Raw genomic sequence first — 20,563 nt, 5'->3', positions numbered from 1 at the left:
GCTTCGAGCGGATCGCGCCCGGAGCGCGACCGCAGCCGGGAAGACCGCCACCTCGCCAGGGGTGGCGGTCTTCCCGTACCCGGCTGCCCTGACAGAGGGCCTTCAGGAGTACGCCCGCCACGTCGGCCACCTCGACATCGCCCGACAACTGAGCGACGGGGGAGTAGCCCACCGTCACGGCCCGCGCCGCGACTGGGCCGAGTGGGCCGCCGGCCAGATCACGTAGAGCGTCCGGGACTGCCGGGCAGCAGGGCGTCGCGCTGCGAGCGGGAGGACGGGGGTCAACGGCACTTCCGATGGCGGCAGACGGGGCCGGCCGTAGGGGCGTCCCGGGTGGGGGCCGTCTTCTTGCCGGTGCCGCCGCCCCGCTTGACGGGGGGCTTGGCGCGGGAGGGTGAGGGGGACGGAGCGCCGGGCTCGTCGGCACCCCGGCCGAGTGGGGCCGGCACGGGGAAGGAGGCGTCGGGCAGGCCGGCGAGGGCGTCGCGCATGTACTGGGTCCAGATCTCGGTGGGGATGTCGCCGCCGAACACCTTCTGCAGGCCGCCGACGCCGATCAGCGACTGCAACTGCGGGTGCTTCGGGTCCTCCCGGAAGAGGACGACGGACGTGGCGAGTTGCGGGGTGTAGCCGATGAACCAGGCCGACCGGTAGTCGTCGGTGGTTCCGGTCTTGCCGGCAGCGGTCCTGCCGAGCGCCTGGGCCTTGGTGCCGGTTCCCCGGGCGATGACGCCCCGGAGCACGTCGGTCACGTTCTCGGCGACCGCCGTCGGCAGGGCCCGTACGGGGGCGGGGGCGGTGAAGCCGGTCAGAGGCGAACCGTTGTGGGTCACCTCGGTCACCGAGTACGGAGCGGCCTGCATCCCGTCGGCGGCGAAGGTCGCGTAGACACCCGCCATCCGGATCGCGCTCGGCGTCGAGGTGCCGATGTAGAAGCCGGCGCTGGGGGCGGCGAGGCTGCCGGAGCGCAGCCCGAGGGCTTCCGCCGTCCTCGCGACGTTCCCGTAGCCGACGTCCTCCCCGAGCTGCACGTACGGCGTGTTGACCGACTGCTCCATCGCCGTGCGCAGCGAGATGTAACCCCAGCGCTGGTCGGTGTCGTTGTGCTGGTGGAGGAGCCCGGTGGGGTCCTTGTCGTCGGTGACGTAATGGCCCTGCTGGTCCCTGATCTGGATGCCGTCGTCGCCGTCGAACTTGCCGGCCGGGGTGATCGGTTGCGGGGACTTGCCGGGTTGCAGGACGGCCCCGTACTGGAGCGCGGCGGCGAGGACGACCGGTTTGAAGGTCGAGCCCACCGGGACGCCGGAGGTGTCGGCGTTGTCCGCGTAGTGGGCCCGGTCGAAGCCGGGACCGCCGTAGACGGCCAGGATCCTTCCGGTCCTGGGATCCACCGAGGCGGCTCCGACCTGCACGTCCCGGTCGACCGACCGGTGCGCGGGGTCGAGGCGCTCCTTGCCCACCTTCGCCACGGCCCGGGACAGTTCCGCCGTCTTCTTCCTGTCGAAGGTGGTGTGGATCTGGTAACCGCCCCGGCTCAGGCTGCTGTCGGTGATGTGCGCATCGTGCGCCTGGACGTACGACCTGGCCAGTTGGACCAGGTAGCCGACCTGGCCCGTGAACCCCGAACCGGGGCTCCACTTCCTGGGCGCCGGAAAGCCGGCGGCCGCGTACCGGGCCCGCTGCTGCGGCGTCAGCCTGCCGACGGTCACCATCCGGTCGAGCACCCACGACCAGCGTGCCTTGGCCTGCGCCCTGGCCGCGGGGTCGGAGTCCGCGTACTGGAAGAGGCTCGGTTCGTTGACCGCTGCCGCGAGAAACGCTCCCTGGCTCACGTTGAGCTTCTCTACCGGGAGCCCGTAGTACATGCGGGCGGCGGCCTCGATGCCGTTGGCCTGACGGCCGAAGAAGCAGGTGTTCAGGTACCCCTGGAGGATCTGCTGCTTGCTCATGACCGCGCCGATCTTGGAAGAGATCAGCAGTTCCTTGACCTTGCGTGAGAGCGTCTGCGACTGGTCGAGATAGGTGTTCTTGACGAACTGCTGTGTGATCGTCGATCCGGACTGCACGGATCCGCCCTCGGTCATGTGGACGACGGCGCGGAGGATGCCCTGCGGGTCGATGCCCGGGTCGGTGTAGAAGGACGCGTTCTCCGCGGCGATGAAGTCCCCCTGCACGTCCGCGGGCACCTGCGCGAGGGTGACGTTCTGCCGGTTGACGCTGCCGTCGGTCGCGAGGACGGTGCCGTCGGACCAGTAGTAGACGTTGTTCTGCAGCAGCGTCGACGGATTGGGGTCGGGGATGGTGACCGTGGCGTAGGCGTAACCGACGGCCGCCACCGTGGCGCCGAAGAAGAACAGGAACAGCCCCAGCAGCTGACGCACCGACGGCAGCCAGCGGCGCGGACCCGTCCTGTCCGCGCGCGGGTAGTCGATCCACCGTTTCCTCTGCGGCGCCGCTCTCCGCACGCGCCGTGACATGCCCGGCCCGGGGACCTGCTGCCCCGGGCCGGGTGCCTGGTGCCGTGCGGCCCGGCGGCCCGTGGCGCGGTCACCCGCGGCACGGCTGCCGGCGAAGGTGCGCTGCGGCGGTCGGCGCCGGTGTCCGCTCATGTGCTCGAGTCACTGTCCTCTCAGTACCACTGGGTCGTCTCGTGCGGCGTGGGCTGCCGGAAGCCGTCGTGGGGTGCGGGCTGTGGAGGTCCGTCGTACGGTGCCGGTCGCGCGAAGGGGTCGTACGGTGCCGGGTGCGGAGGGGCGTCGTACGGTGCCGGCCGCGGAAGGGGGCCGTGCGGCGACGGTGGGGGAGGGCCGTCGTACGGTGCCGGCTGCGCGAAACCGGGCGCCTGCCGGCTGAGGTCGCTCGGGGGAGCCTCCGCACCCACCGGGGCCGGGGCCTGCAGGCTGCCGTACCGCTCCATGCGCTGCCAGCGCAGCCGCGAGCCCGACACGGCGGTGAACACGGACTGGATCACCACCAGGTACATCAGCTGCCGGTAGACGAACTGCTGCAGCGGCAGACTCCACAGCGGGCCCGGCCGCTCCCCGTCCAGGCGGAACGCGTACAGGCCCATGACGAGTTGCAGCAGCAGGAAGGCCAGCCACAGCCCGATGACCCGCACCGGGTCGAGGAAGACCAGCCCGTACACGGCGAAGACGTCCACGACGGGGGCGAGCAGGGGCAGCAGCACCTGGAAGAGCAGCAGATAGACCAGGCCCCGGCGCCCCAGTTTCCCGGCGGCACCCCGTTGCACCAGTGCCCCGCGGTGCTTCCACATGGCCTGCAGGGTGCCGTAGCACCAGCGGTACCGCTGCCGCCACAGGGCGTTCAGTGACGCGGGCGCCTCGGTCCACGCCTTCGCGCCCTCCTCGTACACCACGCGCCAGCCGGCGCGGCACAGCGCCATGGTGAGGTCGGTGTCCTCGGCGAGGGTGACGTCGCTGACGCCGCCGAGGTCCAGCAGCGCCCGGCGGCGGAACGCGCCCACCGCGCCCGGAACGGTCGGCATGCACTCGGCGAGGTCGAACAGGCGCCGGTCCAGGTTGAATCCGATCACGTACTCGATGTGCTGCCAACGGCCCAGCAGACCGCCCCGGTTGACGACCTTGGCGTTGCCCGAGACGGCACCCACGCGGGGATCGGCGAAGGGCTGCACGAGCGTGCGGACGGTGTCGGCTTCGAAGACCGTGTCGCCGTCGACCATGACCACCAGGTCCCAGGTGGCGGCGGCGAGTCCGGTGTTGAGGGCGGCGGGCTTGCCCGCGTTCCGCTGCCGGATCACACGCACCCCCGGCAGGCGCAGCGACTCCACCAGGTCGGCGGTGCCGTCGGTCGAACCGTCGTCCACCACGATGATCTCCACCGGATGGTCGGAGCCGAGCAGCGAGCGTACGGCCGCCTCGATCCCCGCGCTCTCGTTGTAGGCGGGGACGATGACGCTGACGGGCTCGGTCACCGGCGGCCCCCAGGTCCGGCCCCGGCGCCGGGCCCGCAGCCGCCGGTGCCGTCGGGCGGCGATCAGCACGACCACCGCGCGCAGCACGCTGATCGCCCCCGCCGCGTACATCAGCACGCCCAGCAGCCACACGACCCAGTCGCCGCCCCGCAGCATCCAGATGAGGGCCAGCCCCTGCAGGTGGTCGCGGAGCCCGGCGGGCCGCACGGGTGCGCTCATGCCGACGGCGTCGCCGACCGTCGCGAACCGGAAACCCCGGGCCTTCAGGCGTGGCACCAGGACATCCAGTGCGGCGACGGTCTGCGCCCGGTCACCGCCGGCGTCGTGCATCAGCACGATCTGCCCCGCGGGACCGTGGGGTGTCGCGTTCGCGACGATGCGGTCCACGCCGGGCCGCTGCCAGTCCTCGGCGTCCCGGGTGGCGAGCACCGTGACATAGCCCGCCGCGTCGGCCTCCTTGAGGACGGTCCAGTCGGTGTCGCTCAGCGCGTCGTTCTCCGAGGAGTACGGCGGCCTCAGCAGCGCGGTGGTGACCCCCGCGGCGCCGGCCACCGCCAGTTGGGTCTCCCGCAGCTCCAGGGAACGCTGCCACGGGGCGAGGCGGGCCAGGTCGGGATGGGTGAAGGTGTGGACGCCGACCTGGTTGCCGTCGGCGATGATCCGGCGGACCAGCTCCGGATGGGCGACGACCTGGGTTCCGACGACGAAGAAGGTCGCGTGCACATGGTTGCGGCGCAACACGTCCAGGATCCGTGGCGTCCAGACGGGATCCGGGCCGTCGTCGAAGGTCAGCGCGATGGTGCGGGCCTTCGCCCGGGCGGTGTGCGGGGAGGTGGCGGCGTTCGCGACCACCGGGCCGCCGTGGACCACCTGGCCGGGCACCGTGTCGTTCCGGCCGCGGGCGCCGGTCACGTCGTCCGACGCGATGCCGAACATGTGGTGGGTGTAACCCTGCAGCAGCAGGGCCGCCGACAGGGTCACCGCGAGCACGCTCAGCAGCAGCCAGTGGGTGCGGGGCGTGATCTCGCGGGTGCTGCGGCTGTGGCTGTGGCGGCGCGGGGGAGCGGCGTCGCTGCGACGGCGGTTGGTCACGTCAGGGGGCCTTGGTCACTTCACGGGCTTGTGGGACGAGCCGATCGCGCGGCCCTTGGGGGTGGGGCTGGGCGCGGCGGCACGGGTGGCGGCCGGGGCCGGAGTCGGGGAGGCGCCGGCGGTGGGCGCGGACGTGGCCGCACGGGTGGCGGCCGCTGTCGGCCGGGCGGCGGGGCGGGAGGCCTGGTGCGCCGTGGTGGGGCTCGCGCTCCCTGCGGACCGGCCGGCTTCGGGGGAGGAGTCGGGCGCGGCCGCGCTGGGCCCCGCCGGGTGGTGCGTGGGGTCCGGCTGGGGGACGAAGGGGGCGTCGAGGGTGGGGCCGCCCAGCGCCGCGCTGATCAGCAGGGCGACGTAGCCGCCGGCGGGGATCAGCAGCAGCCGGACGGCGCGCAGCACGCGGCGCTGGCGTCGCCCGGAGGAGTCGACGAAGACGGGCCGCACCGACTCGCTGTCGGCTGCGTCCGCGGCTGGTACGTGGCCGGGGGTGTCGGGTTCCGGGGGCGGCACGGTCAGGACGTCGCCGTGGGGGGCGTCCCATCCCGTGGGTGCGGGGGCCGGTCCGGTCGCGTAAGGCGGTGTGCCGGCCGCATAAGGCTGCGTGCCGACCGTGTAAGACGGCGTTCCGGTGACGTAGGGGTCCGGTCCCGTCGCACGGGGGCCACCGCCCGGGTGCGTCCACTGCCCGAGGTGTGTCGGGTACCCGGGCACGGTGGCGGTGTCCGCGACGGTGCTGCCGCCGTGGTCGTACCCGTGGGCATACGGGTACCCGACGCCGCCGTACGGATCCTCGCCGTACGTTCTGCCGCTTTCGTCCGTCCACTGCACGAGTTGTGCCCCCTGTCCTGACCGGCCTGCCGACTCGGCCGACCGCAAAGAGAGAGCCGACTCGGCCGGAAGTGTTACACCTCGTCCCTACGGTGCGGGACGAGTCGCACAAACGGTGAGGAACCGGGCCGGTGGTCTGTCGGGGCCCGCCGTGCGGCAGGATGACCACCGTGCGCGAGGCAAGGAGAGACCCGGCGGCCCGGGACCGGCAGAGTCATGACGCCGCCCTCACCGATGCCGTGCACGCCGCCCGGAACGGTGACGAGGACGGGTTCCGCCGCGTCTACCGGATGGTGCACCCGATGCTGCTGCGCTATGTGCGGACGCTGGTCGGCGCGGCCGACGCGGAGGACGTGATGTCCGAGGCATGGCTGCACATCGCCCGTGACCTCGGCACGTTCCACGGGGACGGTGACGGGTTCCGTGGCTGGGCCGCCAAGGTCGCCCGCAACCGGGCGCTCGACCATCTGCGACGTTCCGGCCGACGCCCCGTGACCGGCGGCGACGAGAACGACCTGCTGGACCTGCCGTCGGCGTCCGACACCGCGAACGAGGCGCTCGAATCGGTGTCCACGGACCGCGCCCTGGCGCTCATCGCCAGTCTCCCCCGCGACCAGGCGGAGGCGGTCCTGCTGCGCGTCGTGCTGGGGCTGGACGCCAAGCAGGCCGGACGGGTGCTGGGCAAGCGTCCCGGCACCGTACGCGTCTGCGCCTACCGGGGTTTGAGGAAACTGGCCGAGATGCTGCACACCGGTCAGCCGCCACGCCCGGCCGTGGGCCGACCGGCGATACTGGAGGACACCGCGTGAGGAAAGGACAGCGGAGCCGGCTGGACGACCGCACGGCCGAGCGGTTGCTGCAGCGTGCACCGGATGCGGGCGGTGGGGAGTTCGGCAGTCTGTCGGCGGTGCTGTGGGCGGCGGCCGCCACCCCCGAGGACGTCTCGCCCGCGGACGGCGAGGAGGCCGCGGTGGCCGCCTTCCGGGCCGTGTCGGCCGGAGCCCTCCCGGACGCGTCGGCGGGTGTGCCCCGCTACCGCCGCCGCAGGACGCCGGGATGGACCAAGGCCGGGATCGGCGCGGTGGCGGCCGCGCTGACGTTCGGCGGGGTGGCGGTGGCCGTCCAGACCAACGCCCTCCACCTGCCCCTCCCGGGAGCCTCGGGACGGACCCCGGGCGAAGCGCAGGTCTCCGCCTCCTCCCAGCCGCGGCCCTCGACGACGCGCGCACCCGGCCAACTCCCTGACGCCGGTGCCACCGGCGCGGCCCCCGGAAGCGGGAAGCCCGGAGCGCGCTCCTCCTCCGACGCGGCGGCCCCGTCCGCGGCAGCCCAGTCGCTGCGCAGCCTGTGCACCGCCTACCGGGCGGCCCGGCAGACACACGGCCATCCGCCGGCCGCACCGCGGCGCCTTGTCGAGGCGGCGGGAAGCGAAGCGGCTGTCGCGGACTACTGCGCCCATCTGCCGGCGTCGGGCGGTGCCCCCCACGGCGGGGGCGACGGCGCGGCGGGCAGTGGCACCGCAGGGAAGACGCCGTCTGCTTCTGCCGGTTCTTCCGGCAAGAAGGGGCAGTGACACCGGTCTGGTGCGCGACGGAGCCGCGGGGTGCGGGCCGGGCTGCTGGCGGATCTGTTTCCATCGGCACGCTTGCGCGTAGACGACGAGGCATCCTCTGGACTCCGAGGTCACCGATCTGTCTGCAGCCGTCGACCGAGGTCTGGCATGCTGGGCCGGTGACTGAGGGGGAGCTTGGAGAGGGCCGCGCCACGCGAGGGCGAGGCGACGCATCCCAGCGGCGGCGTCGACGCGGGATAGCCGCTTCCGTGTCACTCGTGGCAGCCGCGTTAGCCGTGGTGCACGCGATCTGGCCAGACATCAAGATCGATACGATCACTGTCGCGCTGCTCGTGGTCGCCGTCGTTCCCTGGCTGGGCGACGTGTTGGAGAGTATCGAGCTCCCGGGAGGCCCCCGATTTAAGTACAGGCAGCTAGAAGACCGTATCGAGGCTACGGAAGCGCGGACGACGCTCCTCGATCAGGAGGTCGACGGAGTAGCCGCAACCGCACGCGTGGCGCTTGCGGCGGCGGGCAGCACCGACCGGGTGGACGACACGGCGGATGTCCGCGCAGCGCAAGCGACGCTGGAGCGCCTGGCCTCCGATTACACCCGACTACGGCGAACCGAGGCCGGCGGCCCCGCGCGTACCGCGAAACAGGAGCGGATCTTCGCCGATCTGCTCAGGGTTACCCCGCACATCCCCTCGCTGGACCTACAGACCATGCTGGCGTCCGAGGACCCCGGGACGCGCCTGGCCGCCCATGCCCGTCTGTACGCGGTTCCGGACGCGACGAAGTTCGACCTGCTCGTCGACGCGGTTGTTCGTGAACAGCTGCCCTTCATCAAGTACTGGGGATTCAACGTCCTCGGCCGGGTGGTCGACGAGTTGGGTGCGGATCAGGTGCCGGTGGGCGCCGTAAGGCGGTTGCGAGCCTGCCTTTCCACGCTGCCTCCGGGCAGCGATGAGGCCCGGTCTCTGCGACGGGTTCTGGCAAAACTCACCACGGATTGAGGCGCTTCTCCGCCATAGCGGGCCCCTCGAAGCAGTGGGGTTCGGGTCAGCAGCCGGACGCCGCACGTCCGCTTCTCGCACCCTTGGTGGGGTCCCCACACCCGGGGACGCGAGTCTGGTGGTCCACTTCCCGCCTGCGCACTTGGCTGCGTCACCGTGACTCGCGTGAGGAACTCCGGCTGTGGGGATGGCTGAGAGGCCCGCTCGCGTCACCTTTCGCGGGCCTCGATCCCGTCGATGCATACCGAACGTATGAAGTCGCTCCACGCCAGGGCCCGCACGGCGACCACAGGCCCGCTTCTACGCTTGGAGTCCCGAACGAGCATGGCTTTCGCGGTCATTGCACACTCGACGCATTCACCTCCTGCACCGTTGCTGTACGACGACGTGAACCACATCGAGCGGTCGCGACCCTGTGCCTCTACCGTGCTCAATTCGCGTGTTCCTTCAGTACCGACTTGATCAGCTGACTGGAGCGCTGAGGACTCAGAGCCGCGGCCCGCAGGCCGTCGAAGGCTCTTGCGTACTCACGAACATGGTGCTCGCCCTCGAGGTAGATGGCATCGGTGATGCCATCCCGGTAGACGATGTCCGGGTCTTCCGGATCAGGGAAGCCGAGCATGGTGAACGAGCCCGTGGCCGGATAGGTACCGGAGTCGAACGGAAGCACCTGCAAGGTCACACTGGGCAATTCTGCCGACTCCAGCACACGCTCGAGCTGCTCCCGCATCAGTGCCCGATTTCCGATGACGTTCCGCACGGCAGCCTCGTTCACGATGAACCAGGCGTCTGGCGCTGAGGGCCGAGTCAGCATGGTCTGGCGTTCCATGCGCACACGAACCGCGCGATCAATGTCGTGAGGAGACATATGCGCGCCGGTCTTGTGCAGCTCGGACGCGTACACAGCCGTCTGCATGAGACCGGGCAGCAGCTCGCACTGGTACTGCCGAAGCGTTGACGCGTCCTGCTCCAGGCCGATGTAGATGTTGAACCACTCGGGAACACCGGCGCCGTGCACCTGCCACCAGCCACGTGTCTTGGCCTGCCTCGCCAACGACTTCAGGAACTCACGCAGCTCGTCGCTGGTTCCGTAGAACCGGCACAAGGCGTCGACGTCCGAGGGTTGGATTCTGCCGCTCCCCGTCTCCATCCGGTTCACCTTGGAGCCACTCCAGTCCAGGGCCTCGCCGACCTGGGCGCAGGTGAGTGCGCTCGTCTCACGCAGCTTCTTGAGCTCGATCGAGAGACGGCGGCGCCGCGCCGTCGGAGAACCGGCCATCACAGCCCTCTCAACAGTCGGTCGAATAGCGGGCATTCAGTCTCGCGCCAAGGGGTGTGCTTGCCAATCACTCGGAAGTGGGATTCCCGTCGTGCACATTGCACGGCGGGATGTGCGGCCGCCATCCTGTCAGTGGTGCCACTCACAGTGAGTGCTCATAACGCTCCGCTACGCAGGCGGAGTCGGCAAGCGATGAGAGAGGTCTCCGTGGTTCATGAAGCCTGTATGTCACGAAAGCCGTGGGACGTGGCCTTCGCCGCCGAGCCTGAAGAAGTGGGCGCCTTACGGCGCATCCTGCGTCTGCGACTCGGGCTCTGGGGGCTGCACGACATCGTGGACTCCGCTCAGCTCTGCGTCAGCGAACTCGTGGCCAATGTGATCAACCACGTGGGTCGCGGTACGCCGAGCACTTTGGCCGTCTCGATGAGTGGCACTCGCCTGCGCATTGAGGTGCGTGATCCGGATACTCGGGCCCTGCCGACGCTGCTCGACGCCGGGGCGGAGGCGGAGAGCGGGCGAGGGGTGGCGCTGGTCGACGCGGTTGCTGACCGGTGGGGCGTCCAACTACTTGCCGACCAGAAAGTGACTTGGTGTGAACTGGCTACCGGCCTGACAACACCAAGCGGCCATCGGGAGAACCCACGCGTCGCAAGAGCCGAAGCGTTGCTCGGTCTTTACGGCGAGGCCAAGGCGCCGCCCGCCGCGCACGGCAGCAGGTTGAATGCTGTGGCAGCGGAGGAGGCGGCGATTGAGGTCATCGCCGACATCCTCTACTGGTTCCGAGCCCATGGACGAGACGCTGACGACGCCCTCGATCGAGCCCAGATGCACTTCGAGGCAGAAGCCGATGCCAAAGCTGTCGATCGTTGAGGGCCGGCCTGTGAGTGGACCACGGGATGCGCCTGATTGCTCATCCCGCCGAATGATGCAGACGCGCGAGACCGGCAGGGCGTAGTCGGAGCCGTCAACCTTCATCAGCGGCGCAACTGACAGATTCACACCCCATCATCGCGGGAGGGACACAGCCCGTGATGGGGCGAATATTTGTCTCAACCGCGCAAATAGGAGTGGATTGCCCCGGCGATGGCCGTCCCGAGAGGGATGGGCACGGCATTGCCGATCTGCGTGGCGATGTCAGTCTTTGAACCGCACCAGCGGAAGTCGATAGGGAAGCCTTGGATTCTGGCAGCCTCGTAGTGCGTGATGGGCCGGGGCTCCTCCGGGTGGAGGTAGCGGCCTTTCTCCGGCTTGAAGAACTCGGTTCGGATCGTGACCGACGGCTCCCCTTCCCGGAGACGTCCCATGACATCGCCGGTTCCTGTGTTGTGATTGTCCCAGCTCTCGGTCGAGAGATATCTGACCGGTGTCCTTACCCCAGCAGGGTCCGGGGTGTAGAAGATCTGGATCTTACCGGACTCGTCCTGAGTGAACCACTTCCCCCGTAGGTCCTTGCGATTCCCTCCCTTGGGAATCGCGAGGTAGCGAGCTATGGAGAGCGGTTCTGGATTGCGGCCGAAGTGGAGGTCGCTCGTCATGAAGATTCCGGGCTGTACAGCGTCGATCTCGGCGATGTACTCCTTGCCGTCCGGAAGGTCGGTACCTCGGAGTGCGAGTTCGCGGGACTCTTTGAATACGTCGTCGACTGCCAGCCAAGAGGGCAAGCCCCCGTCAATACCATCGATAGGCTGATTAGGGGTGCCCGCCTTGCGCCTCGGACCCCGGATGTGCGTCTTTTCCGGGTACTTCATCGTGCGACCGTTGTCGATGTCGCACCTCACGCCAATGACAATCGTACGTCTACGTGCTTGAACCGCCCCATAATCGGCGGAGTTCAAGAGGTAACGCCTGTTCTTCTGCTCCTGTGTCTCGCTCGGAGTGTGGCCTGGCGGGTCGACGAGCTTGTATTCGGCCAAAAGTCCGCCGTCTTCCACCTGCATGAGCAGGTTGCGGAACTCATCCGATTTTAGAAATCGATCGACATTCTCGATGACGAAGATCTTCGGGCGGATCACGGCAACGATGCGGACGTATTCTTCCCACAAACGATTGCGCTCTATGCCTGTTCTGCCACGGTTCAGAGCTGAGAAGCCCTGGCATGGAGGGCCTCCCACCACGACATCCGCGTGCAGAGCCTCTGGTGTCGGCTCCCACTTCTCGATGTCACCGAAGTGGACACGGGCGGGTGGGAGACTCTTGTTCGGTCGGCCGCTTCCGAAGTTCACGGCGTACGTGGCAGCCGCCGCGGCGTTGTGTTCGACAGCGGCGATGCTGTGGAAGACGGGTCCGTCACCAGGTGCCCCCTCGGGGCGAAACTCGTGAAACCCCTGGGTGAACCCGCCGCAGCCGGAAAACAGGTCCACGACTGTGATGGGCTCGGGGCTGAGGGGGCCGGGCGTGTGCATGGAGCGATCTTAGCTTCGAAGCGCTGCTGCGAGCGCACGCCCGACAGCAGCTGCCAGCGGCGGCGGCATGGCATGGCCGATCTGACGGTACCTGGACGTCTTTCCTCCGGCGAAACGCCAGTCCTCGGGGAATGCTTGGATCGCTGCGGCCTGCTCGACGGTGAGCTTGGGCACGCCCTCCGCAGGAAAGGTCGCGTCCGGGGGTTCATCTCCAAGGCTGTTGCCATTGATCCCGAGCGCGGCCCACGCCTTCTTGCTGCCGGTCGGGCCGAGGTCTGCACCACCCCGGCGCTCGGAGCCGCCAACAAGTGCTGGTGCGACGCGGTCGGCGGTCTTGATCCAGCGGTCTGCGCCGGGCCAACCTCGGGATGCCATAGATGGGCCCAGGACTTGGCCGACGGTCGGAGGTTGAAGACCGTCCGATTCAGGCCAGGAGAAGCGTGCGAAGTAAGGGTCTTGCAGGGCCACCAGGAATCCACTGCTGCGATTCTGGGGAACCCCGAACTCCGCCGCGTTGAGGACTTGCCACGTCAAGTGGTAGCCCGCGCTTTCAAGTTCCCTTTCGATCCACGTGCGGTCGGCCTCGAAGTCGGCGCTTTGGACGAGATCAGGAACGTTCTCCAGAAGCACCGCTTTTGGCTTGATCGCTCGTGCCAGAGCGATCGCGGCTTTGAGGACTGTGCGCTCCTCCGTGTCCTCTACCCGAGCGACAGTCGCCGACGACTTGACACGTGGCAGGCCACCGCTGAGTAGATCGACCCCAAGCGTCTCGGGGCGCATGCTCGGATCGAATTCAGTGAGGTCCATGCAGACCACGTCCCAGTGCGGGCGGTTCTTGTCGATTGTGAAGCACGCGTCTGCCTTGCTGTCGATGAGCAATACCGGGTCGAATCCGGCACGCTCGAGCCCGAGAGCCTGCGCGCCGGCCCCGGCGCATATTTCGACCGAACGGAATCGATGGAGGTTGCCCAAGGCCACCGGTGAGGGCTGAGACGTCTGCGGCTCTGTGCCCCCCAGCGCTGTTGCGAGTTCGCTGCCGGGTGCATCACTCTGTACAACGGCCTCGTTCTGCGCAGTGAGCTGTGTCGCAGGGAGAGAGGTAGGGCGTTGAGCAGCAAGGGATTCCTGTGCCACTGTCCGCAACTCCTCATCCAAAGCGTTCTCCTCAATACCGTCGAAGAGAACGAACGGCGCTAGTCGGAGCAGCCGCTTGAGGAAGTCGCGTAGCGTTTCGCGCTCGTTCAGACCCGTCAGGTCGAGGTCCTTCCAGACCCGTAGGATGGCCCGGACCAGATGGGGGCTTCCACCGAGTGCAGCGCGGCGAGCGTAGATTTGATCGAACGCGGCCTCGCCGAGAATCTTGAGCGCACCGTACGGCTCCGGATCACCTGGCGAGCGCACGAGCTGAGCGCGCCACCAGAGTCGGCCGAAGACGTGTCGGGTGAGGTCGGTGCCCAGAACGCGATCCTTGGGCGGCTGGGGGTAGCGCCAGAAGGCGACGTCCGGCAAGAGGACCAGGGCCAGGAATGCCCAGACGTCTCGGGACGCGGCTTCTGCCGGCACCATCCCCATCTCGGCGTGCAACAGAGCTGCCAGCCGCAGGTCGAACTCGGCGTTACGGTTCCGGTCGGTGTCCCCTGGGAACCCGGCCTGCTTCGCCAGGTCAATTACGCCTTCCCGCAGCTCAAGCAGCTGAGTGGCGGAGACTCGGTCACCACCGGTGGCCACGTATACCGCGGACTCGTGGGCGAGGGCCACACGGCGGGAGAGTTCGTCGATGGTGAGATGCCCGTACTCGGCGAAGAGCGGTCTCGCCTGCTCGGCGAGCAGCCGAGGATAGAGGAAGCTCATCATGACACCTCGAAGATCTTGACGGCTGCTTGCAGGTCCGAGGCGAACAAGGCAGGTGACTGCCGTTGGCGCAGACGTATGTCAGTGATCGACTGCCCTGGGAAGAGCTGGTCGAACAGACTCAGCAGGGTGGCGCCGAGTGAACCATCCGGGAAGTCAGCATCCTCGGTGAAGTCGTCGTGGCTCAGAGCGTGTTCAATCATGACGCGGGCGGCATCGGCGTACACCGCGGAGAGCACAATCCGATCAATGGAACGAGGTCTCGCCGCATTCTGGAAAGCCGTGGCGGTGACCGTATTTCGCTCGTTGACCAGAAGTAGCAGCGCGCCCATAGTGGCGTGCTCCAAGCCGCCGCTGATTTGGAGGTGCCAGGCAGCTTCATCGGGGAACGAAGTCCGGGCGAAGTCGATCACAGCCATGGGGAACTGCGGGGCGTCCCCCTGGAGCCGTAGTTCCGCTCGGTCGCTCCACAGTACGGAGCCCGCCCGCCGAGGTGACGAAGGCCGTGTGTCGTTCCTTCGTTCGGCCAGCACCAGCGCCGTGTCCAGCAGCAGCAGACCGCCGAGGTCGGAGCCACGCAGACGGACGTCGAACTCTGCCGTTACGGTGCCGGCTTCAGCCAAAGGCAGGTGCTGCGCCGGGCCACTCAGGTTTGATCCGGTGGCGGTCCACACGGTGGAAAGCATGAGCGAAGCGTCTGCGGGCAGACCCGACTGCTGACGTGTCCGGTCCAAATCGACGCGGACGCTCCTGCGCACGTGCAGATCCATTTGGTAGTCCCAATCCGGCAAAGCCTCCGGCAAGGCTACTTCGCCGTCCTCGACCACGAGGCGCCACGGCTCGACAGCGACGACGTCTTCGGAAGGAACACGGTAGGGAAGGACGCGTCGAGTCACGGGGTCTTCACCGCCTCGACCTTGATGCCGATCTCAGTCATGGTGTCCGGTGCCGGCCGCACGACGGCCCGCCAGACGGTTTCGCCGCCCTCGAGGATTTGCGGATCGGAGCTGAACAACCCCCCGGTGGGGTCTTCCCAACCGATCAGCTCGGGCTTGCTGGCGCCGATTGGCGGATCTATTTCCCGCCCGCCGGTCCCGGGGAGGGTTACCGCAAGGTCGATGCGCACGCGCTGAGGCCCAGGCACAGGAAGTCGGAACTCCTGAATCAGCACTGAGGTGTTCCCGCGATCGTCGTAGTAGGGATCGCCGACGTACTGCACGCGAGGCCGGCGCGCGGCGGAACCAAGATTGGCGGACCCAGATCCGTCAGCGAACCGTTGCGCGTCGTCTTGGAAGTCTTGGATGTGCGCCGGACCTTCGACTGTCGCGGAATCGGATGCTTGAGAGGTCCGGATGGGACGTCCCGTACTACGACGATCGGGCGTTTCATCGTTCGACTTGCGGCGTGGCGTAGCGGTACTGCCGGGCTTGGAATAGGCAGTGGCTCCGCCAATTCCCCAAGCCCCGCCCACCAGACCGGAGAAGAGCGAGCTGGCTGCGCCCAGCGCGACGTTGCTCGCCCCTGCGCGTGCCACGCCGCTGAGTGAGAGCAGGCGGTCCAAGGCCTCGTGGATGCGCCGAAATGTCGTGTGCACGTACGTGCTGTCCGGCCTGTCCAGAGACTGAGGATTCCAGGCGTCATGCGTGGGGGGTTCGGCCTTGGCGTAGATCTCATCCATGGATTCGTCGCCTCGAAAAACGCCTGCGTAGCCCTGGTTGGTGCTGGGAGACTTCGGTCCGGGGTGGTAGGTGACGACGAGTTCAGCGGGGCGCATCAGGCAGACATGATGGATCAGGTCCTCGATGTCCAGCATGCGTGACGCACGCGTGGGTTCCAGTGGAGGCAGAATCCGCTTCACCAAGCCCAGCCTTCCCAGGTAGCGCTTCGGCTTCAGGCATTCGAGGTCGCTTCCGTCCGGGCCCGCCATCTTTTCGTATGCGGCGACGAACATGTTGAGCGGCCGGGTCTCCCGTGGATCGGGGACATGATGCTGCACTCCGTCGCAGGTGACCGAAAAGCGCATGGCAGGCGACTTTCCGGCGATGGAGATCATTTTGGGCCAGAGGTGCCAGGCGATGGTGTCGCCCAGGTAGTCGGCTGCGGCCGATGGCTCGAGCTCGTCGAGATTCGGATCTATGACAACGACGGTGGTTCCAGTCTCCTGCGGACCGAAAGTGCTCAGACCCAGACGTTGCGCTACCGCTTCCGCATCCTGACCGATCAGTGGCTCTACGACGTCACCTGAGGTGTCACCCCACCAGTGCCTACCTGTGTAGCGACGGTCGCCGTGGGGTTCGGCAGCCACATAGCTCTTCCAGAGCGTGCAGCCGATGAGGCGGGTTTCGTACAGACCTCTGGAGTCCCGGCAGCGGGAGTGGACGAGGACGGTCCCCGACTTGGAGAGTAGGTAGAAGATCCCTTTTCCGAAACCGTAGGTTCCACCGCCCAGCTCCGTGTCACGTGGTTCGCCGATGTTGCGAATGAAGGAGACGAAATCGCGTTCCGGACCGACCGCGTTGTCCGCCCGAGTGGGGCCGCCGAGTCCGCGAGTTCCGCGATCGGACACGGCCAGGACACGCACCGAGCCGCGCTTGAGAGTGTCACGCAGCGGGAAGTCGCCGCCGCTCGGGGCGCCGGCGAGCAGTAGCTCCCGCCAAGCAGCGGCGTGGGCCGGTCCGACTGTCCACATGTCGATTCGGTAGTCGACCGGAACGGTGGATTGCGGTAGACGCGCGTCCCAACTGTTCTGGGCCGACTCTCGCACCAGAATGGTGAGCAGATCGAGTTCGGGGCGCCCGAGCTGATTGCGGATACCTTCGGCGGCGCTCGCGCCTTCCGGCGGATAGGGCTGGGAGAACCAGCGGGGTCCCGTCATTCGGACTCCTGGATCATGCGGTCGATCGTGCGCGACACCTCGTCGGTCCCCATGGAGGCAGGAGCGTCACCCGTCAGGTCGATGGTGTACTCGACGTCCACAACAGCAACTGGTATGCCTGCCGCCGCCAGTGCGCGTGTCGTCAGCCTGGGGAAGCCATGGGTCACCTCGTACCAAGCCTCCTCGTCGACTGCGTATCGCACGTCGCGATAGTGCTCGGCATCGGCGGCCCGATAGCCGGCTTCCGCCAGTAGGTCCAGGAGGGTGCTTTCGTCGTCACACGACCGAAATATTCGGTCGAGCAATTGTGCGAACCCGATGCCGGAATCGCCTGAATGGATTCGCCGCAGCCGGAACCAAGCCAGACAGAGCACCCCTCCCTCCGGTGCGTCGAGTTGATCGAGTCCATGAATACGAGGTCGACGGCCTTCGCTCTTGGCGCTCGACTTCACTTCGATGGCCACCGCACCGGCCGAGAAGTCATGGTGATGGCCCTCCGGCCCTCGCCACAGGCGGTGCGCGCTCGAGTCGCGGTGCAGAAGTCGGTCCAACACGAGCAGCTCACCGAACAGGCCCGCGAGCTGTTCGGGACCCAGAGGCGCTCCCTTGGTTCGGAAGAGCGCTTTCCAGCGGTCCAAAACGCGGTAGAGCGCCTTCACCGGGTTTTCGGGCAGCTTTGCCGCGGCAGACAGCACGTCCACGCACAACTCGGTGAACAGGTCGTTGAGGTCGGGACGCAGGCACGCCAGATCCGCGTACGTTTGATAGGTCTCTGCATCCTCCAATGGGCGTTTGCGCAGTTGAAGGACGGGCCCATCGAGACCGGAACGGATTTTGCCGTGTGTGGGAATCGGCACCAGGATGTGGCGGTGACCGTCGTGGTCGACAGCCGCGGACAAGAGACCCTGGTCTGTCTTCACCGGAAGCTGTGAGACCCGCAGGCGATGCTCACCAGTGGTCTGTTCGGCTTCGAGCGCGGTCCAACGCTGTTCGACGAGCTTTCGCAAGGCGTCGTCGTTCATACGTCGTCGCCTTCCAGCGGGCTAAGGTCCTCGTCCTCGATACGCACGCCGGCCAGATCGGCGGAAATGTACTTCTTGACAGCGCTGTCGTCGTGCGGTGGCCTGGGGAAGACGAGACCGACGCCTATCACGTGCTCCTCGGCGTTCAGGGCCTTGCGCGCCTTCGACGCGAGCGTACGCCGCTTCTGCGCCGGATTGGGCTCGGACGTCTTGTCGATTGGATACAGAACCAACAGCCCCGTGTCGGGGAGCTGAGCACTGCGTGCGTCGATGATTCCCTTCTCGGTCAACTTCTCGGTGTCCCCCACCAGATCGACCGCTGCGTCGCGACGGCTCATCAGGGTCTTGATGTCCGCGAAGTCCGGATCGGGGTTCTCCAGGTCGAGACGGGCACGGACGCTACGTCCCACCGTCACGCCTGGGACGAAGGTGAAGAGCTCACCTGCGGGGTTGCCGACGATGGCGACGTTCCATCGGCGCAGCGAACCCGCAGTGCTGACTCGTTTCCGGATGTAGTCCTTGATCAGGTCGGCATCGTTCTCGGTCGACTTCTCGTGGAACTTGTAGGCGCCCAAGAAGTCGATTACCACGTCGTGCGGCACGTCACGGAAGATGTACCGGCCCTCAGCCGATCGCTCCTCCACTCGAACAGCGTTCGTGAGGGAGGCCTGTACCAGGTCCCGCGCGGCGGAGATGTTTCCGCTGAGCCAGTCCTTGTTCGTGTGGAAATAGTGGGTCTGCACGCGCTTGCCGCCATAGGCGGAGGCCGCGGTGACGGCGTCCCGCATCTTGGCTGCTGCGGTGACCCGCAGAGCCGGGTGTGTACGCAGACGCACGGCGAACGTGAGTGGAGTCTCGTCCTCCGTCATATAAATGTCGATATCACGACGCATCTCGGTCTCGACGGTCGCGAGGTGCCGGAACCACTCGGCCAGTTCGTCGGTCATCCAGATGCGGGGCAGGTCCGCATAGCCGTTCCTGAAGCCGAACCAACGCCCCATTTGCAACAGCGTGTCGTAGGCCGAGACGGCACGGACGAAGTAGCTGACCGACAGGCCTTCGAGGGTCAGACCGCGCGACAGGGTGTTACCGCCTACAGCGATCGCCACGACAGGACCGTTCTCGTAGTCCAAGCGGTCCTCGCTGCTGGAGTTGTCCATGATGACGCGGCAACTGCTGAGTACGCCGGGCAGTTCGGGTACCAGTTCCTCGAACGGCACCTTCTTCTCGCCGAACTCCTCGGCTGGGACGCGTGCGGTCTCCCGGTCCCAAAGGTCACGCAACCGAGAGAGGGATGTCCCGTCGGCGAGAGACTGCGCAGCTCGGTCCAACATGTGCCGCAACGGACGCTTGAAGCTATTGTGCACGGCCGTGTTGACGCTGGTGTGGATCAGCATCGTGCTGTGCGGGTTGCCGGTCCGACGTACTCGGCGAGCTGCGGTGACCAGCCAGAAGTACTCGATCGCCTGGCGGAGGGTGTCGGTGATGACCGGTTCGAAACCGTCGACGTCGGCTCTGGTCTCCGGGCGTACGCATGGGACGTCGTCCTCGGGAACCGAGCGGATCATGTCGTGGCCGTCATCGACCTGCTCGGGGTCCTCCCCGTCGAGCGCGTAGCGGCCGAACAGAACCTCGGTGCCGAAATGCCCGTCGGGCTTGGGGAGGTTCACCACGAAGTCGCGAGGATAGAGGTCTTGCGCGCTCGGATCGATGAGCAGGTTGGCAAAGGGTGACGCCGTGTACCCCACATAGGCGGACCGCGGGAGGCTGCCCATGATGCGCAGGATCAGTGGATTGATGGACTTCGTTGCAACCGTGGCCTGGTCGGCCTCGTCGTCGATGATCAGTGCCGGGCAGTCCTGCAGATGGTCTGCTGCCTTCTCCAGCCACAGGGCGAGCTTGCGCAGCACCGTTGCGTTCTTCTTGACCACGCACAGTACGCGCGTCTTGTTGTTCTTGCCGAAGTACGAAGCCGGGTTCTGCAGGGGGGTGAAATCCTTGTCCAATCCGGTGAGTTGGGACCACAGCGAGGGGTTGGGTTCCACGAGCTGCTGGACCAGGCGGGCTTGAGTCTGGCGCCGGAGACCGTTGTGGATGCCGGCCAGGACGATGAAGAGCTTGTAGCCGCGATCAGCCGCCTTCGCCATGACCGACGTGAAGTTGGTCGTCTTGCCGGACTGTACGTATCCGACGACGAGGCCTCGCGTGGAGAAGGCTCTCTCCTTGGGGTGGTTCAGCAGTGAGACCACTCGGGTGGAGGACTCGTCGAGCTTCCGGATGGCGGGCTCGTCGGGCCAGCCGTCCTTGCGCAGCAGGTCTACGATTGCCGGCCAACACTTGTCCCTGTCCTGCGGGCCGGTGTACCAGGTATCGCGGTTGCCGAGGACGACGGCGTGGGGTTCCTCGAGTTCCTTGATGCGTATGGTCTGCTGCTCATGGTGCTCGCGTATCTCCTGGACGATCTCCGAGCTGACGCCCAGCAACTCCAGCCGCTTGACTGCTTCGGACGGGGGAAAGGCGTCCAAGAGAGCCTTGAACGTCTCGTACATGTCATGGAACTCGCCGGTCATGGAAGCAGACCGCCCCCGCTCTCGTTCGTCAACTGTGCTGGCATTCAGGGACCCATGGTTCCGTCGGATCGCTCCGTCAGCCAGGGGGACTTGGATGCAGCCCAGTGCTCGCCTTCACAACTTCCGC

General features: G+C 67.3%; 16 protein-coding genes. 5 read left to right on the top strand and 11 right to left on the bottom strand.

The window, feature by feature from the left end; genetic code table 11:
• Positions 1–61 precede the first annotated feature (61 nt).
• Positions 62–226, top strand: a complete 165-nt coding sequence (locus tag ACZ7L1_RS09850) for a hypothetical protein (protein WP_471435739.1) — start codon at positions 62–64, stop codon at positions 224–226.
• 55 nt (positions 227–281) lie between these two features.
• Here the strand turns inward: ACZ7L1_RS09850 and ACZ7L1_RS09845 are convergent, their stop codons facing one another.
• From ACZ7L1_RS09845 to ACZ7L1_RS09835, 3 genes are read right to left on the bottom strand one after another with little or no spacing between them, the layout of a single operon-like run.
• Entirely contained in the window at positions 282–2,609 is a 2,328-nt protein-coding gene (locus tag ACZ7L1_RS09845) for a transglycosylase domain-containing protein (RefSeq protein ID WP_471435738.1), read from the bottom strand.
• Between the two features lie 20 nt (positions 2,610–2,629).
• Complete coding sequence (locus tag ACZ7L1_RS09840) at positions 2,630–5,044, bottom strand: bifunctional polysaccharide deacetylase/glycosyltransferase family 2 protein (protein WP_471435736.1); 2,415 nt, start codon at positions 5,042–5,044, stop codon at positions 2,630–2,632.
• A 15-nt stretch (positions 5,045–5,059) separates the two neighbouring features.
• Positions 5,060–5,869: a hypothetical protein gene (locus ACZ7L1_RS09835; protein WP_471435734.1), complete on the bottom strand. Its 810-nt coding sequence runs from the start codon at positions 5,867–5,869 to the stop codon at positions 5,060–5,062.
• Positions 5,870–6,039: 170 nt separating this feature from the next.
• On the opposite strand from ACZ7L1_RS09835, the gene ACZ7L1_RS09830 reads away from it, so the two are divergent.
• The 3 genes from ACZ7L1_RS09830 to ACZ7L1_RS09820 all read left to right on the top strand — a co-directional run bounded on the left by ACZ7L1_RS09830 (position 6,040) and on the right by ACZ7L1_RS09820 (position 8,437).
• On the top strand, positions 6,040–6,678 hold the full coding sequence (locus ACZ7L1_RS09830; protein ID WP_471435733.1) for a sigma-70 family RNA polymerase sigma factor: 639 nt from the start codon (positions 6,040–6,042) through the stop codon (positions 6,676–6,678).
• Positions 6,675–7,442, top strand: coding sequence for a hypothetical protein (locus ACZ7L1_RS09825; protein WP_471435731.1), 768 nt, complete (start codon positions 6,675–6,677; stop codon positions 7,440–7,442). Before ACZ7L1_RS09830 ends, ACZ7L1_RS09825 begins: the two co-directional genes overlap by 4 nt.
• Before the next feature lie 257 nt (positions 7,443–7,699).
• Entirely contained in the window at positions 7,700–8,437 is a 738-nt protein-coding gene (locus tag ACZ7L1_RS09820) for a hypothetical protein (protein ID WP_471435729.1), read from the top strand.
• A 209-nt stretch (positions 8,438–8,646) separates the two neighbouring features.
• On the opposite strand, the gene ACZ7L1_RS09815 is transcribed toward ACZ7L1_RS09820, so the two are convergent.
• Together ACZ7L1_RS09815 and ACZ7L1_RS09810 are read right to left on the bottom strand one after the other, a co-directional pair.
• A complete protein-coding gene (locus ACZ7L1_RS09815; protein ID WP_471435915.1) occupies positions 8,647–8,835 on the bottom strand; it encodes a DUF397 domain-containing protein in 189 nt (62 codons plus the stop codon).
• A 32-nt stretch (positions 8,836–8,867) separates the two neighbouring features.
• Positions 8,868–9,716, bottom strand: a complete 849-nt coding sequence (locus tag ACZ7L1_RS09810; protein ID WP_471435727.1) for a helix-turn-helix domain-containing protein — start codon at positions 9,714–9,716, stop codon at positions 8,868–8,870.
• A 225-nt stretch (positions 9,717–9,941) separates the two neighbouring features.
• On the opposite strand from ACZ7L1_RS09810, the gene ACZ7L1_RS09805 reads away from it, so the two are divergent.
• Positions 9,942–10,586, top strand: a complete 645-nt coding sequence (locus ACZ7L1_RS09805; protein WP_471435725.1) for an ATP-binding protein — start codon at positions 9,942–9,944, stop codon at positions 10,584–10,586.
• 179 nt (positions 10,587–10,765) lie between these two features.
• Here the strand turns inward: ACZ7L1_RS09805 and ACZ7L1_RS09800 are convergent, their stop codons facing one another.
• From ACZ7L1_RS09800 to ACZ7L1_RS09775, 6 genes are read right to left on the bottom strand one after another with little or no spacing between them, the layout of a single operon-like run.
• Positions 10,766–12,118, bottom strand: a complete 1,353-nt coding sequence (locus ACZ7L1_RS09800) for a DNA cytosine methyltransferase (RefSeq protein ID WP_471435724.1) — start codon at positions 12,116–12,118, stop codon at positions 10,766–10,768.
• Between the two features lie 9 nt (positions 12,119–12,127).
• Positions 12,128–13,972, bottom strand: coding sequence for a DUF6339 family protein (locus tag ACZ7L1_RS09795; protein ID WP_471435722.1), 1,845 nt, complete (start codon positions 13,970–13,972; stop codon positions 12,128–12,130).
• Positions 13,969–14,865: a hypothetical protein gene (locus tag ACZ7L1_RS09790; protein ID WP_471435720.1), complete on the bottom strand. Its 897-nt coding sequence runs from the start codon at positions 14,863–14,865 to the stop codon at positions 13,969–13,971. The genes ACZ7L1_RS09795 and ACZ7L1_RS09790 overlap by 4 nt, the downstream gene beginning before the upstream one ends.
• Positions 14,862–16,844, bottom strand: a complete 1,983-nt coding sequence (locus ACZ7L1_RS09785; protein WP_471435719.1) for a hypothetical protein — start codon at positions 16,842–16,844, stop codon at positions 14,862–14,864. The genes ACZ7L1_RS09790 and ACZ7L1_RS09785 overlap by 4 nt, the downstream gene beginning before the upstream one ends.
• Positions 16,841–17,866 carry a PD-(D/E)XK motif protein gene (locus ACZ7L1_RS09780; protein WP_471435717.1) on the bottom strand — a complete coding sequence of 342 codons (1,026 nt, stop codon included), beginning with the start codon at positions 17,864–17,866 and terminating at the stop codon, positions 16,841–16,843. The genes ACZ7L1_RS09785 and ACZ7L1_RS09780 overlap by 4 nt, the downstream gene beginning before the upstream one ends.
• Entirely contained in the window at positions 17,863–20,436 is a 2,574-nt protein-coding gene (locus ACZ7L1_RS09775; protein WP_471435715.1) for a Z1 domain-containing protein, read from the bottom strand. The genes ACZ7L1_RS09780 and ACZ7L1_RS09775 overlap by 4 nt, the downstream gene beginning before the upstream one ends.
• Between the last annotated feature and the right edge of the window lie 127 nt (positions 20,437–20,563).

The organism is Streptomyces sp. NPDC107546, from assembly GCF_055639175.1.
This window is presented reverse-complemented; position numbering and strand designations above follow the sequence as displayed.